The 17,440-nt window shown below is 58.6% G+C and carries 7 protein-coding genes; 3 read left to right on the forward strand and 4 right to left on the reverse strand.

The features are described 5' to 3' along the window. Window positions 1-27: 27 nt before the first annotated feature. Complete coding sequence (locus RISK_RS12285) at window positions 28-1,524, forward strand: DUF1501 domain-containing protein (RefSeq protein WP_047814607.1); 1,497 nt, start codon at window positions 28-30, stop codon at window positions 1,522-1,524. A 1,438-nt stretch (window positions 1,525-2,962) separates the two neighbouring features. Here the strand turns inward: RISK_RS12285 and RISK_RS12295 are convergent. The 3 genes from RISK_RS12295 to RISK_RS12305 form a co-directional block, all read right to left on the reverse strand. Then, entirely contained in the window at window positions 2,963-4,507 is a 1,545-nt protein-coding gene (locus tag RISK_RS12295; protein ID WP_047814609.1) for a polyamine aminopropyltransferase, read from the reverse strand. Window positions 4,508-4,518: 11 nt separating this feature from the next. Next, window positions 4,519-7,224 carry an aconitate hydratase AcnA gene (gene acnA / locus RISK_RS12300; RefSeq protein WP_047814610.1) on the reverse strand — a complete coding sequence of 902 codons (2,706 nt, stop codon included), beginning with the start codon at window positions 7,222-7,224 and terminating at the stop codon, window positions 4,519-4,521. 86 nt (window positions 7,225-7,310) lie between these two features. Further along, the gene (locus RISK_RS12305; RefSeq protein ID WP_047814611.1) at window positions 7,311-8,714 is read right to left on the reverse strand and encodes an MATE family efflux transporter; all 1,404 of its coding nucleotides are present in this window, start codon (window positions 8,712-8,714) and stop codon (window positions 7,311-7,313) included. Between the two features lie 237 nt (window positions 8,715-8,951). Here RISK_RS12305 and RISK_RS12310 point away from each other — a divergent pair, with 237 nt between their 5' ends. Further along, entirely contained in the window at window positions 8,952-10,382 is a 1,431-nt protein-coding gene (locus RISK_RS12310; protein ID WP_047814612.1) for a hypothetical protein, read from the forward strand. Between the two features lie 1,180 nt (window positions 10,383-11,562). On the opposite strand, the gene RISK_RS12315 is transcribed toward RISK_RS12310, so the two are convergent. Further along, entirely contained in the window at window positions 11,563-13,884 is a 2,322-nt protein-coding gene (locus RISK_RS12315) for an AMP-binding protein (protein ID WP_047814613.1), read from the reverse strand. 685 nt (window positions 13,885-14,569) lie between these two features. Between RISK_RS12315 and RISK_RS12325 the strand changes: the two genes are divergently transcribed. Continuing rightward, complete coding sequence (locus tag RISK_RS12325) at window positions 14,570-17,404, forward strand: serine hydrolase (RefSeq protein ID WP_047814615.1); 2,835 nt, start codon at window positions 14,570-14,572, stop codon at window positions 17,402-17,404. Window positions 17,405-17,440 lie beyond the last annotated feature (36 nt).

The raw sequence follows: 17,440 nt of genomic DNA on the forward strand, positions 1-17,440 counted from the left end.
CTCAACAACCCAACCACGGAGTCAACGATGTTGTCTTTCAAAGGGCCTCGCGCCAAAGATCTCTGCGACCCTCACTTGGGTGAAACCCGGCGTGCGTTCTTGCGTGTCGGGAGCGCATCGTTGTTCGGATTGTCGCTGCCTCAGATTCTGAAACTGCAATCGCATCAAGCCCAAGCGGCCGAAGCCAGCGGTTCAGCGGACTCGAATCACAGCGGTGGTCCGGGCTGGGGCAAGGCCAAGTCCATCATCATGGTCTACTTGCAAGGCGGGCCGAGCCAATTGGATTTGTGGGACCCGAAAGAAAGCGTTCCCGACAACGTCAAAAGTCAATTCAAACCGATCTCAACCAAGATTCCTGGGATCCAATTCACCGAGAACCTGCCGCGACTGTCCCAGATCAACGACAAGTTCACCATGATCCGGTCGATGTCGTACACGCCCAATGGTCTGTTCAACCACACCGCGGCGATCTACCAAATGATGACGGGCTACACGACCGACAAGGTCAGCCCGTCGGGACAACTTGAGCCGCCCTCGCCGAAGGACTTCCCCAATTTTGGCAGCAACATCGTCAAGATGAAACCGATGGAAGAACCGATGCTTCCATTCGTGATGCTGCCCCGTCCATTGCAAGAATCCAACGTGGTTGGCAAAGGCGGGACCGCCGGTTTCCTGGGCAAAGCTTACGATCCGTACACGCTGTACCCGCCCGGCGACGACATGGACATGGAAAAAATGCAACGCATCCGGACCGACGACCTGTCGCTTCGCGATGAAGTGTTCGACGTGCGATTGCAACGCCGCGCCAACTTGCGTCAGGCCCTCAACGAGCAGATGCCCGTCATCAACGAAGCGGTCGAAAAGTTCCAGTTGGACCAAAACTACGACCGAGCCCTCTCGCTGATCCTCTCTGGCCGAGCACGCGACGCATTTCAATTGTCGGCCGAAGACGATGTTCTTCGAGACGCCTACGGACGTAATTCCTTCGGGCAAAGTTGCTTGTTGGCCCGTCGCTTGGTGGAAGCCGGGACACGAGTCGTGGAAGTGATTTGGCCCAAGGTCGCCAACAGCGACAATCATTCCTGGGACCATCACTCTGGCCTTTCCAAGCGAATGAAGGAGCAGTCCGCTCCGATGCTCGACAACGGCTTGTCCACTCTGCTCGAGGACCTCGACCAACGCGGTCTGCTGGAAGAAACCTTGGTCGTGGCCGTCGGCGAATTCGGGCGGAGTCCGCAGCGAGGCGTCAGCACATCGGGCAACAACAACTCCGACGATGGCCGTGATCACTGGCCGTACTGCTACACCGCCGTCGTCGCTGGTGCCGGCATGAAACGAGGCTTCGTCTACGGCAAGAGCGACAAGACCGCCTCCGCTCCCGTCGACAACCCGCTGCACCCCGCCGAGCTTCTCGCCACGATCTACCACAGCTTTGGGATCGACCCAGAAACGCTCGTCTACAACCACCTCAACCAACCCCGCGAGTTGGTCAAAGGCCACGCCGTCACCGCACTGATGAGCTGAATGAAAGCTGCGAGGTTCCGTCGCCGGATTCGCCAGCATTCGGACTCCGCCAGAGCAGAACCGTTGTCCTCAACTGCTTGGAGGTCAAGCAGTTTTCTGGTGCGGCATTTTGGCGGGTTTTCACGCGGCGCACCTCTCCTGAAACGCAGTTTGGGGAGAGGTCGAGCGACGCCGTTCAGGCGTACGCGAGGGTGAGGGCCGAGCATGGGAAGCGGCGCGGATGGCCCTCCCCCGGAAATCTCGCTGAACGCTCGCTTTCCGCCCCCTCCCGCTGCGCGGGCGGGGTTCTCAAGGCGCTGCCGGCACAGCATTGAAAGCTGCACGACCTCTTTGCGTGCGTGGTCGCCGACCTCGAAACGCTCAGCGCGAATGGGGTGCAACTTCAACTCGAGTCATCACGTCAATTCGGCTACCGACAAGGCACGACAGGGAATGACGCACGACGGAACAATTGGGGACAATTGTTCTACTCTGTCCTCCACCGTTCGCGTGCGAGGTTGTCGACGTGAAGACGCTCAGCGTGAGTTCAAAACAGTTTCGACGCGGAGGCGGAGAGACGCGGAGCACCGGACGGTTCTCAAAACGCAAGCTGAACATTCGAAGCAATCGCGTTCCGCTGATTCTCTCGCTCCGCTCGAGCGATCCCATGCGTCTCTGCGCCCTCGCGTCTCTGCGCCCTCGCGTCTCTGCGTCAACAACTCGTCGCCGATCAGCGATCGACGGAAGGCGTCGTTCCCACGCACTGCACCCTCCGAATTCTTGGCGAATCCGGCTACCTGGATGGTCTACAATCATCCAACCAACCCCGCGAGTTGGTCAAAGGCCACGCCGTCACCGCACTGATGAGCTGAATGAAAGCTGCGAGGTTCCGTCGCCGGATTCGCCAGCATTCGGACTCCGCCCAGAGCAGAACCGTTGTCCTCAACTGCTTGGAGGTCAAGCAGTTTTCTGGTGCTGCATGTTGGCGGGTTTTCATGCGGCGCACCTCTCCTGAAACGCAGTTTGGGGAGAGTTCGAGCGACGCCGTTCAGGCGTACGCGAGGGTGAGGGCCAAGCATGGGAAGTGGCGCGGATGGCCCTCCCCCGGTAATCTCGCTGAACGCTCGCTTTCCGACCCCTCCCGCTGCACGGGCGGGGTTCTCAAGGCGCTGCCGGCACAGCATTTAGAACTGCACGACCTCTTTGCGTGCGAGGTTGGCGAAGTCGAGACGCTCAGCGCGAATGGGGTGCAACTTCAACTTGAATCAACACGTCAATTCGGCTAGCAACCAGACACGACCGAGAGCGATGCCCGACGGAACAATTGGGCACAATTGTTCTACTCTCGTAGGGACCGAATTCTTGACGAATTCGGCTACGGGAGACCGGAACCATCCGAATTCTTGGCGAATCCGGCTACGGGAGAACGGTTCAAATTCTTGACGAATGGCGAATCCGGCTACTGGTTTTGGCCCCATTCTTCGTCGTACAAACGCACGAGGATTTGATCATTCAATCGGTTGGGCGGGACGTCGCGGGGCTGTTGATCGGCGGGTAAATCGAACAACCCTGCCATCGTCGAGGGAGTCAGGTATCGCAAGCCAGTCACCTCGGCCGACAACTCCGGCGGCAAACGCCAATTGGCTTCCGATTCCGGATCCTGGGCAATCCTCGCGAGCGCAAAGCCCCAGATTCCAAACGTCGGCACGGGTGCGTGGTAAGGCGTGACGTCAAACCCCGAGGCCTGCATCGTCCGCAAGATGCACCAATAAGACTTGGGCGCCACCAGCGGCGAGGTGCACTGGATCGCCAACCCGGCCTCCTCGGTCATCCGACCTCGAAGCAGGTCGTAGAAACGGGAGGAATACAGTTTGCCGATCGAGTAATTGCCTGGATCGGGAAAGTCGATCACAACCGCATCGAATTGCTCGTCCCCTTCTCCCACCCACAGAAACGCGTCTCGATGGACGACCGTGACACGGTCCATCTCCAACGATCGCCCATTGAGTTCCGCCAGCGGTTCGAACTGGGTTGCCAACCGCGTCATCGCCGGGTCCAAATCCACCAGAGTGACCGACTCAACATGGTCATAACGCAAAATTTCGCGAACCGCCAACCCATCCCCGCCGCCCAGCACCAGCACCCGACGTGCGTCCTTGCAGACCGACATCACTGGATGCACCAATGCTTCGTGGTAGCGGTATTCATCAACGCTGTTGAATTGCAGGTGCCCGTTGAGAAACAACTGGAACCCTTTGTCATTGCGGGTCACTGCGATGCGTTGAAAGGGCGACGTGTCGGCGTACACAATGCGGCCGCCAAGCGTGCTCTCTTCCGCAATGCTGGTGATCGAGTCGGCTTTGATGAATCCCGCGATCAGCAATCCGATCACCAAGAACGCTCGCCCACGAAGACCATCCAACCCCTTCTTTTCCAGCAACGGACGCAACAGATACGTCCCCCACAGCCCGACCAACGCGTTGAGCAATCCAAACACAATTGCGGTGCGATTCAGCCCCAATTTGGGCACCAAAAAGATCGGAAACAACAGCGAGGCGAACAGGGCACCGAGGTAGTCAAACGCGAGCACGCGAGAGATGAGTTCTTCAAACTCGAGGTGCTCTTTCAGAATCCGCATCAACAGCGGCAGCTCCAACCCAACCAACGTTCCGATCACGATCACGCTGCTGAAGAGCAACCACTGGAACCACTCGATCATCGGGAACGCGAGAAACAGCAGCGGCGTCGAGAACCCGCCCAACAGGGCGAGTGCCAACTCGACCTCAATGAACACGCGAGCGAGCTTGGTCGTCACGTACTGGGACAACCAAGCCCCAAACCCCAACGCGGAGAGGTAAACGCCGATGATCAGCGAGAACTGGGTGACGGAATCACCCAGCAAGTAACTCGCCAGCGTCCCCGCCAACAACTCGTAAACCAATCCGCACGTCGCGATGACGAGCACGTTGAGATACAGCAGATGCAGCGGGGCACGATGGATCATTTACGAAACGCTCAACCGCGAAGGTTTCGCAGAACCGTCGGCAGGATGCCGCCGTTTTGGTAGTACTGCAATTCAACCGGCGTGTCGATGCGGACGCGGCATTCGAACTCGGTCTTGGTGCCGTCGGCTGCGGTCGCGACCACGGTGATCAAGGAACGAGGTTCGATGTCGTTGGACAACCCATCGATGTCAAACGTTTCTTCGCCGGTCAACCCAAGCGACTGCCAAGAACCACCCTCGGCGAATTCCAATGGCAACACGCCCATGCCGACCAAGTTGCTGCGGTGAATGCGTTCGAAGCTGGTCGTGATGACAGCTTTGACGCCCAACATCATCGTGCCCTTGGCGGCCCAGTCACGGCTGCTGCCTGTTCCGTATTCTTTGCCAGCCAACACGACCAACGGCACGTTGTCGGATTGATACTTCATGGCCGCATCGTAGATGCTCATCGTTTCGCCGGTTGGCAAGTAACGAGTCACGCCGCCTTCGGTGCCTGGTGCCAGTTGGTTGCGGATGCGAATGTTGGCGAACGTTCCACGCACCATCACGCGGTCATTCCCGCGACGCGAACCGAACGAGTTGAATTCGCGAATCGGCACACCGTTTTCTTGCAGGTAACGTCCGGCAGGCCCGTCGGTGGCGATGGCCCCCGCCGGTGAAATGTGGTCGGTCGTGACCGAATCACCGAGCAATGCCAACACCTTGGCACCCTTGATCGGAGCGATGTCTGGCACGGCTTCCGCGGTGACACTGTCCAAGAACGGTGGGTGATGGATGTAGGTGCTCTTTTCGTCCCACGGGTACAACGCTCCTCCGGCCGCTTCGATCGCGTTCCACAATTCGTTGCCAGCCACGGCCGCTTCGTATTCGTCGGTGAACATCTCGGGTTGGATGCACGACGCAATGGTTTCGCGAATTTCTTCCGCCGATGGCCACACGTCCTTCAAGAACACGTCTTCGCCGTTGGTGTCTTTGCCAAGTGGTTCCGTGACCAGATCAATGTCGGTCGTACCGGCCAAAGCGTAAGCGACCACCAACGGTGGGCTGGCCAAGTAGTTGGCTTTCGTCAGCGGGTTGACCCGACCTTCAAAGTTTCGGTTGCCCGACAGAACCGCCGAAGCGATCAAGTCGCCATCTTGAATGGCCTTGGCAACAGGTTCTGGCAGAGGTCCCGAGTTGCCGATGCAGGTTGTGCAGCCATAGCCAACGGTGTTGAAACCAAGCTTGTCGAGCGACTCGGACAAACCGGCTTTGTTCAAGTAATCGGTCACGACGCGTGAACCGGGAGCCAGGGATGTCTTCACGTGTGCCGGCACTGTCAAACCGCGTTCGGCAGCCCGCTTGGCCAACAATCCGGCACCCACCATCACCGATGGGTTGGACGTGTTCGTGCAGGACGTGATGGCAGCGATGACGACCGCACCGTGAGTGATGTCCGAGCTGGCACCGTTGTTGGAAACATGTCCGGTTCGTTTCAGGTCTTCCGGAGCCAACCCGAATCCGGAGGCACCCACAGGAGCCGTCAACGATTCGTTGAACGCCTTCTTCATCGATGCCAACGGCACACGGTCTTGAGGACGTTTGGGGCCCGCCAAGCTGGGTTCCACCGTCGACAAATCGAGCGAAACCGTCTTCGTGTAATTCAGTTCGGGACCATCGTCCAAACGGAACAGACCTTGTTCTTTGCAGTAACGCTCGACCAGCTCGACGTTTTCTTTGGTGCGGCCGGTTTGACGCATGTAATGCAACGTCAAATCATCCACGGGGAAGAATCCCATCGTGGCACCGTACTCCGGAGCCATGTTGGCGATGGTGGCTCGGTCAGCAACGCTCATGGTGTTCATGCCGGTGCCGAAGAACTCGACAAACTTGCCGACCACGCCTTCAGCGCGGAGGATCTCGACGACCCGCAGCACCATGTCCGTCGCGGTCGCACCGGATGGCAACGCACCGGTCAGTTCGAAGCCAATGACTTCGGGCATTAACATGTACAGCGGCTGGCCGAGCATGTTGGCTTCGGCTTCGATGCCGCCCACGCCCCAGCCCAACACGCCCAAACCATTGATCATGGTCGTGTGTGAGTCAGTCCCGACCAGCGTGTCGGGCATCGCCACGGGGCCCTGCTCGTCTTTGCCCATCGCGACAACGCGGGCGAGGTATTCCAAGTTGACTTGGTGAACGATCCCGACGTTGGGTGGAACGACGCCGAAGTTGTCGAACGCCTGTTGGCCCCAGCGAAGGAACTCATAACGTTCTTTGTTGCGTTCGAATTCACGCTCGACGTTTTGAACAAGTGCGCCGTCGCTGCCGAAGAAATCGACTTGGACCGAGTGATCGATGACCAGGTCAACGGGAATCAGCGGGTTGATCTTGTTCGGGTCGCCCCCGATTCGCTCCATCGCCGAACGCATTGCCGCCAAATCGACGACCGCGGGCACGCCCGTGAAGTCTTGCAAGACCACGCGGTAAGGCTTGAACGGCACCTCGTGAGGAGCCACCGCTTTGGCGTCCCAACCGGCAAGGTTTTTGACGTCGTCTTCACTGATCTGAAAACCGTCGCAATTTCGCAGCACGGCTTCCAACAGCACGCGAATGGAAAACGGCAAGCGGTCAATCTGACCCAAGCCTCGTTTCTGGAGCGCCTCCAAGCGATACATCGCTGCAGAGCCGGATCCGGTTTCAAACTGTTCGCGTGCGCCGAAAATATCCGCAGTCACTGCATGGGTTCCTGTTGTCGAATTGTCGAGAAATGCTGAGTGGCCAACAGTTTAGCAATGCGTCTGGCAAAACCGTAGTGGTGGAATCATACCATCCGCATCCGTTGCCATTTGCCTTGCAAAAAGCGTCCGGCCATGACGATTGCGAGGGTGCAGATCCAACCGGTGATCACCCACCACCACCAATCCAGCGCCAACAATGCCCCAGCTTGCCCATCCGGATCCTGGAACCGTACCGCGACAGGTTGCCACACTGTTCCCACAATCACTGCCACGAACGACAACACCAATCCCGCCAACAACACAAACCAAGTGTCACCCGCCCCGCGGAGAGCGCCCGCCAAGATCAACTGCGTCGCGTCCATGATCACGTAAATCGCCACAAAACCGAGCAATTTCTCGGCGATTTCGAACGCAATCTCGCTGTCCACGCCCGTCGGCGACAGCGAATACAACGCGATCAAACCGCCCGGCGCGAAAATGTACGCGATCGCCCAAGCCACCGAATAGGCCCAGCCCACACACAGAGCCGCGATCACACAACGAATTGCCGGCCCAGGCCCAGTTCGGATCAAATGCTGGCCCACCAAAACCGACGCCGCGATCGACATCCCCACCAAAGGAATGAACGCAATCATGTTGAAATTGATCGCCATCGTTGTCGCTTGCAGTGGCACGTCCCCAAGTCGCCCGATCTGCAACACGATGACGGTGAAGCCACCTGCCTCGGTGACGTACATCAATCCAGCCGGCAAACCAAAGTAAATCAACCGCTTCATCATGCGTCGGTTCAGCCGGATCCCACGCAAAATGCCGTATTTCTCGCGTTCACTAGGCTTCATCAGCAACACCGCGTAACAGACGCCTTTGAACCAAAACGACAGCGAACTGGCAATCGCCGCTCCCACAATTCCCAGCTCCAAGAATCGCAAACCAGTCTCCGGATCGGGCGAACCGACACCAAAGATCAAAAACACGTCGAGAACCAAGTTCAACACGCCCGACGCCAACGACACCAACATGATCGTGCGAGTCCGATGCGTGCCGCTGTAGAAACCCGACAGTGCCGTCTGCAACACCTCTCCCGCACCACCCCACATCAAAATGCGAAAGTAGGCCGCCTGCATTGGAATCAAGTGCTCCGGTTGGTCCGTCAGTCGAAACAAGGACTCGCCGAGGCCTCCGACCAGCAGGAAAAACGGCAGCGTCGCCAGAGCGAACCAAGTCGCCTGCCACAGAAGTTGCCCCACACGCTTGGGTTGATCCGCTCCGATGTACTGGCTGATGATCGCACTGGTCATCGACGCGATGCCAACGAACACGCACACGCACACCCAGAACAGATTCCCTGCCGCCATCGCCGCCCCCATCTGAGACGGTTCGTGCCACAGCAGCAGCGTCCGGTCGACGAACAGAACCAGCGAAAACATGCCCGTGCTGACCATCAACGGAACTGCGACGCGGAGAACTTCCTTGAGGGCGGGAATCATGAAGGGGACGATGGAGTGAGGGTTGATTTTCGTCAGGAAGCGGCGTCAGCGTAGAACCGTTGCCTCCAACGGTCCCGCGGAATGTAGCCGGATTCGCCAAGAATTCGGAAGAGGCGGCACCCAGATCCGTTCCCAATCGCAGGCCTGTCCAAATCCAAGCGAATCAGACCTCGCTTGCTTGGAGTGAGGTGATGCGGGCTCATCGCATTCATCCGCCGGCAGGTTAAGCTGATCGGCATGAAACACTTCGCTTTGATATCGCTGGTCGCGTTCATCATCCTGATGGGGACATGTTGGGTGACGAATCGGTTCGCTCCTCATTGGGTGCCCGATTCACCGAGCTACACCGAGTACTCGTTCGAATCTGCCGAAGCGATCGCCACCCAGATCCGAACGCCGGGCTACCCGGTCCTGGTACGATTCACAAAGGCACTGGCAAATTCCGGTGCGGATCAAGCGTTTTGGGCAAACCAGACTTTGGTGATTCTTCACATTGCTCTGCAAGCCATCGCGGTTGGCCTGTTGGCAGTCGAATTGGCAGGCTGGAACTTCTCGCGGCAAACGATTGTGATCGCAGCATGCGTTTTCGCGATCGGCTGCACGTTCTGGGACCACGTCAACACGATCGCAACGGACGCCCCGGCCATGTCGCTGGCGGCGATGATCGGAATCGGCGTGCTGCGAATCTGGCGAACCGGGCTGACACCCCGCCTGTGCATCACCCTCGGCATCCTCACGACCCTGGTCATTGCTCTCCGCCCCGCGTATTTGTTTTTGATTCCCTGGTTGATGCTCAGCGTTTTCGTGCGTCCGGGCGTCACCTTTTCGCGACGCTGGGCCCCTGCGATCGCTGTCGGTGCGTTGCCCTTGATCGCGTTGATGGCGTGGTGCACGTTTCGCTTGATCACGGTCGATGACTTGGGTGTCCTGCCCTTCGGTCATCAGAACATGGCCGCCGTGACGACTCAGTTGCTCGACGCGGATGAACTCGAGGCGTTGCCAGGCCGACTGGGCGAACTCGGAAAAGAGATCGCCGATCGTCGCATTGAAATGGCAGCGGGTGCCCAAGTTGCCGCCGATGGGCTGGACCTTCGCCCGCGTGCTGACGCGGCCCCGCGAGCGGACTCGTACACAACCATCGAAAATCGCTGGGACGCGATGACGTACATGATCGTGATCCCCGCGGCGGAAGCTGTCGCCAGCCGAACGTCAACAAAACTCGCCCCGTCGCCTGGTCTGCAACGAGTCCACCAGCACCAGATGTTGGCAGAACTCGACCGCACGATCGTCCGCAGCTATCCCGTTCGGTACCTGCGTTGGATCATGCTCGCGATCCGCCGCGGCGTCTGGGGATCGGTGGCGGACATGTTGATGCACCCGATCTTTTTCGTCGTCACCATGGGGCTGGCCGTCGCCGCCTGCATTGCGTCGATCCGTTTCCGGCCAACGCAGACCGCCGAACCATTTCGCGAGCACGCATCCACCCAAACTGGGCTGGCCGCGTTGACTTGGTTGGCACTCAGCTACTGGCTGTTCAAGATCGCGTTTGTGTCGCTGACCAGCCCGCCGATCGGACGCTTCTCCGACGCCGCCGCCGTGTGGTTGCCCGTATGGATCGCAGTCGTGCTCGTCAGTCGATGCTGTCCAAAACCACACACCACCCCGTAGGCCAGGTTCCACCTGGCAAGGTGAAACGCGTGGTCACACAGGACTCGCGGAACGCTTCAAAACACCCGCGTCATGTGTCTCGACAACAGACACCACCCACGCAAACACTGGGGACAAATGTTCGACTCTGGCAAAGCAATCCCGTAGGCCAGGTTCCACCTGGCAAGGTGAAACGCGTGGTCACACAGAACTCGCGGAACGCTTCAAAACGCCCGCGTCATGTGGCTCGACAACAGACACCTCGCACGCAAACATTTGGGGAAAAAGGTTCTACTCTGGCAAAGCAATCCCGTAGGCCAGGTTCCACCTGGCGAGGTGAAACGCGTGGTCACACAGGACTCGCGGAACGCTTCAAAACGACCGCGTCACGTGCCTCGACAACAGACACCGCCCACGCAAACATTTGGGGACAAATGTTCTACTCTGGCAAAGCAATCCCGTAGGCCAGGTTCCACCTGGCGAGGTGAAACGCGTGGTCACACAGAACTCGCGGAACGCTTCAAAACGACCGCGTCATGTGGCTCGACAACAGACACGACCCACGCAAACATTTGGGGACAAATGTTCTACTCTGGCAAAGCAATCCGTAGGCCAGGTTCCACCTGGCGAGGTGAAACGCGTGGTCACACAGAACTCGCGGAACGCTTCAAAACACCCGCGTCATTTGTCTCGACAACAGACACGACCCACGCAAACATTGGAGGACAAATGTTCTACTCTGGCCAAGCACCCCGTAGGCCAGGTTCCACCTGGCAAGGTGAAACGCGTGATCACACAGGACTCGCGGAACGCTTCACAACGACCGTGTCATGTGGCTCGACAACAGACACCCCCCTCGCAAACATTGGGGGACAAATGTTCGACTCTGGCAAAGCAATCCCGTAGGCCAGGTTCCACCTTTCAAGGTGAAACGCGTGGTCACACCGGACTCGCGGAACGCTTCACAACGACCGTGTCATGTGGCTCGACAACAGACACCACCCTCGCAAACATTGGGGGACAAAGGTTCGACTCTGGCAAAGCAATCGGTAGGCCAGGTTCCACCTGGCGAGGCAAAACGCGTGGTCACACAGGACTCGCGGAACGCTTCACAACGACCGCGTCATGTGGCCTGACAACAGACACCACCCACGCAAACATTGGGGGACAAAGGTTCGACTCTGTCGAACCCTTTGCGCGACTACGAATCGTTTTCGATTTCGCTCAGCAACGCTTCCAGCTCTTCGGGCGACAAATCCGAGGCTTCGATGTCGGACTGGATGTCGCCGGCCGCGTCTTGTTCTGGACCACCGGCCAACGTCTCCGCCAAATAAGCGGCCAAGCGTGATGAAGTGGGGTAGTTGAACGCCAACACGGGAGTCAACTCGATCCCCAACCAATCTTCCAGTTCGCTGCTCAATTCGACAGCCGTCAACGAATCCATGCCGGTCTCTGCAAACGGCGTTTCTGGCGTCAGCGAAGCGTTGCGGACCGGGCGTTCGCCGTCCTCGTGGATCTGCTCACCACTGTGGGCGGACAACCAGGCCAGCAACCAAACGGTGATCTGTTCGGTGGCCTCTGGAACCTCTTCGCGAGTCACCCGGGTCGGCAACTCGGGCAAGGCCACGGATTCGGAATCGTCGATGAAACGGTTGCGATTCCATTGATAACGAGCCGCCAATTCGCCAGCTTCGATCATTGCTCGGCACTGCTGCCGCTGGACTTTTCCGCTGGTCGTCAACGGAATTCCACCGGGACGGGTGATCAAGACTTGGCGAGCATCGACCTCGTGATCGTCAATGATCGCTCGACGAATATGACGCACGATGTCCGGCAATTCTTCGGAATCGACATGTCGCGAAACTTCCGCAGCGATGGTCAGGGCATCGCCCGTTCGTCCGGTTGTGGCGACGGCGGCACACTGCAACACGTTGGCTTGCAACAAACCTTTGACCGTGGCCTCAATGTCTTGAGGGAACAGGTTTCGCCCACGCAAGATCACCAGGTCTTTGCGACGACCCGACACGTAGACTTCTCCATCGTGAACAAACCCCAGGTCACCTGTTCGCAAGAACGTTTCCGCTGGATCCCCGTCGGCGAGCGTCGCACCAAAGACTTCTGCGGTGACCTCTTCGCGTTTCCAGTAACCCGATGCAACGGAAGGCCCCGCCAACCAAATTTCGCCAATCTCGCCGTCCGGTTGCACGCGGCGTGCGTCCGGCTCGACCACCAACACCGTCATCGTGTGAGCCGCACGACCGGAACTGACCAGTCGCCGCACCGCCCCATCACCAGAAACGCTGGCTTGCGAAGCCTCTGGAACCGTTTCACCAAGCGATGATTGACGCACGATGATCCCGCGGCCGTGCGCGAGTTCGTCTTTGTCGACATCCAATAAACGAGGGGCCTGCCCTGAGCGGCAACTTGCCGCCATCAAGGTCGCTTCGGCTAACCCATAGCACGGACAGAACGTTTCGCCACGAAAACCAGCGTTGAAAAATCGATCGGTGAATTGCTGCAACGTGTCGGCATTGATCGGCTCCGCACCGCAGAAGGCCAACTCCCAACCGCTCAAATCCAGTGAATCCGCTTGGGCGGCATCAATCCGGTCAACGCACAACTGATAAGCAAAGTTGGGAGCGCCACTGATGGTGGCTTTGTAGTCCGAGATCGCTCGCAACCACCGCATCGGCCGAGCCAAGAACGATCGGGGCGACATCAAAATCGCATGCCCGCCGACGTACAACGGTTCCAAAATGCCGCCAATCAATCCCATGTCATGGAACGGAGGCAACCAGAACAAACCGCGTTCGTAATCGTCGCTGTCGTCGCCGGACCATTCGATCCCGAACGCCTGTCGAATCGATTCCAGATTGCTCAGCAAATTGGCATGCGAAACCATCACGCCTTTGGGATCACTGGTCGAACCACTGGTGTATTGCAGCAGCGCCAAATCGGTCGATTCAATCTCGCCGAGCGGCAATTCGTCGTCGAGCGAGTCAGGTCTGGCCAGATCCTCTTGAATCGATGCGTCCGTCGCGACCATCGGCAAGGCAGCCGTTTCGGCGGACAATCGATTCGAGTCGATTCCAGCAATCGTCTCTTGATCGCTGATCAAGACCGAGGGCTGGCAATCCGCGACGGAGGTGTCCAGTCGCGGCATCGCGCGACCAGGTTTGGGATAGCTGGTCGGGACCGGGATCAAACGCGCCATCTCGCAGGCCATGAACCCAATCATGAATTCCAGCCCCGGCGGGAACAACAACATCGCTCGGTCGCCTGGAACCGCACCGGTTTCTCGCACCAAACGCAACGCCACGGCACGGACTCGGCGGTGCAGCTCCGCGTAGGTCAGCGCCTGCTCGGCTTCCGCCCCATCCATCGAATCATCGGGCAAAAACGTCAGTGCCGGACGATCGGGATGCCGCGCAGCACGATCGACGAGCAAATGAGCGAGCGATTTCCATCGCGTCTCATGGGGCTCATGCGTCGTGGAATCAGCAATTTCTGATTTGCGTAACATACGGTCTCGGGCGGATGGCCGATCAGGTGGGCACTTCGAAGTTTCTGGTCTCGCCGGGGCAGGATAGTGACTCTGGGATATCTTTCGTCCTAGCATATAACTCTGCTAGGTGGATGGAAAGCGTGATGGCGTTTCTTTGACGACACGTCCAAATTCGTGGGGGGGGCCTCCTTGCGTGCCGCACAATCGTCAGGAAAGGCGACCGTTCAAAACTTCTCAAGGTCCCCTATCGTTACAGGTTGCCAAGCGAGATCGAACCCCCCTCCCACGGTTGACGCGAAAAGGAATTGCAATTGCCGGGACTCCGTTGCCGCGTTTGCCAGCAAATCGCGGCAGCAAACGCTGGGGCGACACAAAGTGAGCAGCACGAAAGATTCCTTTTGCTTGGATTTGCGCCCCACCGAGCACGCATCGTCAGCTCGACCAGCCGAATCGGCCCGCTCCAGCCGAGCCGTCAAACTGGTGATTCTCATGCTGCGATCGCGCCTCCAGCGAACCTTCTGTGGTTCGTTTCACTTAGGCTAGGCACTCGCAGCAGCCCGCCGCATCTCGATGAGCCCCCTGCTTCTAACGAGACCGACCGCGGCCCCACCTGACACTTTCCCACCCCGTCTGCCGAGAACCAGCCGTGTCAAAGATTCTTCGCCAGTCCTCGTCGCCTCGTGTTTGGTCCGGGACACTGCTTTTGTTGCTCGCCGCTTGCCACCCAGCTCACTCGCAAGATTCTGCCGCCAAGGACGCAGCTCCCAAGTTTGACCTCGCGATTTTGAACGGGCATGTCGTCGATGGCACGGGAGCCCCTTGGTACGAAGCCGACATCGGGATCGCCAATGGCAAGATCACACGGATCGGTCGGATCGACCCGACCTCGGCTCGAGACACGATCGATGCGAGTGGATTGATCGTCGCTCCGGGCTTCATCGACATGATGGGCCAAACCGCCACACCGATGCTGCGGAATCCCTCGTCGGCAATGAACTTGCTGACACAAGGCATCACAACGATCAACGCAGGCGAAGGTTCGTCGGCCGCGCCGCTGTCGCCACAGGATGCGAAATCAGCGGGCTGGCAAAACATGTCCGAGTACTTCCAGTTGCTCGACTTGAAAGGAATGCCCGTCAACTCGGTGCAAACCGTCGGGCACACCCAGGTCCGTCGCCTCGTGATGGGCGAAGACAACCGGCGTCCCAGCGACGATGAACTGGAGGCAATGAAGGAACACGTTCGCGAAGCCATGCGTGCGGGTGCGATCGGAGTCTCCACCGCGTTGATCTATCCTCCCGCCGTTTATGCAACGACCGAAGAAATCGGTGCCTTGGCCGGAGTCGCTGGCGAACACGGCGGACGCTACTACACCCACATGCGAAACGAAGGCGACCAGCTTCTGGAGGCGATCGACGAAGCCTTGGAAATTGGCCGCATCGGCAACACGCCTGTTCACATCTTTCACTTGAAAGCCGCCGGTCGTCAGAACTGGGGCAAAATGCAATTGGCAATCGCGCGGATCAAGGCCGCTCGCAGCGAAGGTCACCAGGTCACCGCGGACATCTATCCCTACATCAACAACGGGTTGGGAATCGATGCTCTGATTCACCCGCGGCACTTCGGCGAAGGACGTGCCAAGTTCCTCCATCGGCTCGCGGACGACCAAGACCTGCGTGCCGAAGTTCGCGAGGAAATCGAATCCACCAGCGGCTGGGAAAACTGGTATCGCCACGCGGGCTCGGATTGGAATCGCATCATCATCGGACAAACCACCGCTCCGCGTTACCGCGAGTACGCAGGTCAGTCCGTCGCCGCGATTGCCAAAGCAACTGGCGAAGACGCCTGGGACACGTTCTTCGGACTCTGCAATGCGTCCACGTTCGCTTTGCCCGAAACCATGAGCGACGCGAACAAGATCTTGGCGATGCAACAAGAGTTCGTTTCCTTCTGCACCGACGTCGGTCCGGCCAGCGGCAATCGAAGCGCCTCACACCCACGTTCCTACGGTGCGTTCCCACGGATGTTGTCGCGTTATGTCCGCGACTTGGGGGCGATCTCAATGGAACAAGCGATCTCACAAGCCAGTGCCGCCGCAGCCAACGCTGTGATGATTTACGACCGTGGCCGCATCGCCGAAGGCTTGGCCGCCGACGTGATCGTGTTCGATTTCGACGAACTCGCCGATCGAGCGGACTTCGAAAACCCGCACGCTGAGTCGGTTGGCATGAAGCATGTGGTCGTCAACGGAATTCCCGTGCTCGCCGACGGCAAGTTCACCGGCAAACGTCCCGGCAAAGTCCTCCGCGGCCCGGGCTTTGATCCCGCAACCGCGTCGCATGCCATCGTCACCGGAAACGACCAACCAGCGTTTCGCGAAGTCGACAAGGTGATGCAATCATTCCTTCGCGAGCACCGCATCCCAGGTGCGTCGTTGGCCATCACCGACCAAAGCAACGTCGTCTACGCGAGAGGGTTTGGCTACGCCGACGTCGGCCAGCGTGACCCCGTGACGCCCGAGAGTCTGTTTCGGATCGCCAGCATTTCCAAACCGATCACCGCGGTTGCGATCTTGCAATTGATCGATCAAGGCAAACTGTCGCTTGACGACAAAGTCTTCGAAATCCTCGACCATGAGCCTCATGTGGAAGAAGGTTCCAAAATCGACGAGCGACAAAACGAAATCACGATCCAGCACTTGTTGCAACATCGAGGTGGATGGGACCGAGACCAATCATTCGACGCGATGTTCCGCTCAACTCAATTCGCCAAGGCACTCGGTGCGGAACACCCCGCCACTCCTGACACCATCATCCGTGTCATGCGAGGCAAACCGCTCGACTTCGATCCGGGTGAGCGGTACGCGTATTCCAACTACGGATATTGCTTGCTCGGACGAGTCATCGAGAAAATCACCGACGAGGCTTACGAAGACTATGTCCAACAACATGTCCTGCAACCGATCGGCGTGACAACGATGTCTGTCGGCGCGACTCGTTTGGAAGGCCGCAAACCAAACGAGGTCCGCTACTACGATCCGCACCAAGGTGACTCCGTCTTCGCCGAGGACTTGAATTCGCGGGTGCCGCAAACCTATGGAGCTTGGCACCTGGAGGCGATGGATTCCCACGGAGCGTGGATTGCATCGGCCAGCGACCTGGCACGGTTCGCCAGTGCATTCGACGATCCCGAGAACAGCCCGCTGTTGTCGTCGGCCAGAATCACCGCCATGTTTGCTCGGCCGGAAGGATTGGCAGGACACAAAGAGAATGGTGACCTCAAGCCCAGGCACTACGGCCAAGGTTGGTCAGTGGTCACCGATGACTCTGGCGAATTGACCGCCTCCCACGGCGGTTCGCTTCCCGGCACCAACACGATTCTCGTTCGTCGTTCCGACGGAAAGAACGTCGCCTTGCTGTTCAACGCACGGGTCACCGCTCGTCTTTCACGAGTGACCGGAGCCGTCCTTCCCCAAGTCATGAAGGCGATTGACCAAATCGAAGATTGGCCGGAACCAAGCCAGGACGGAACTCGGTAACGTTCTCGACTGGGCAACGTTGTCTTCGAAACGATC

Source organism: Rhodopirellula islandica (genome assembly GCF_001027925.1).
In the GTDB taxonomy this organism is placed as follows: domain Bacteria; phylum Planctomycetota; class Planctomycetia; order Pirellulales; family Pirellulaceae; genus Rhodopirellula; species Rhodopirellula islandica.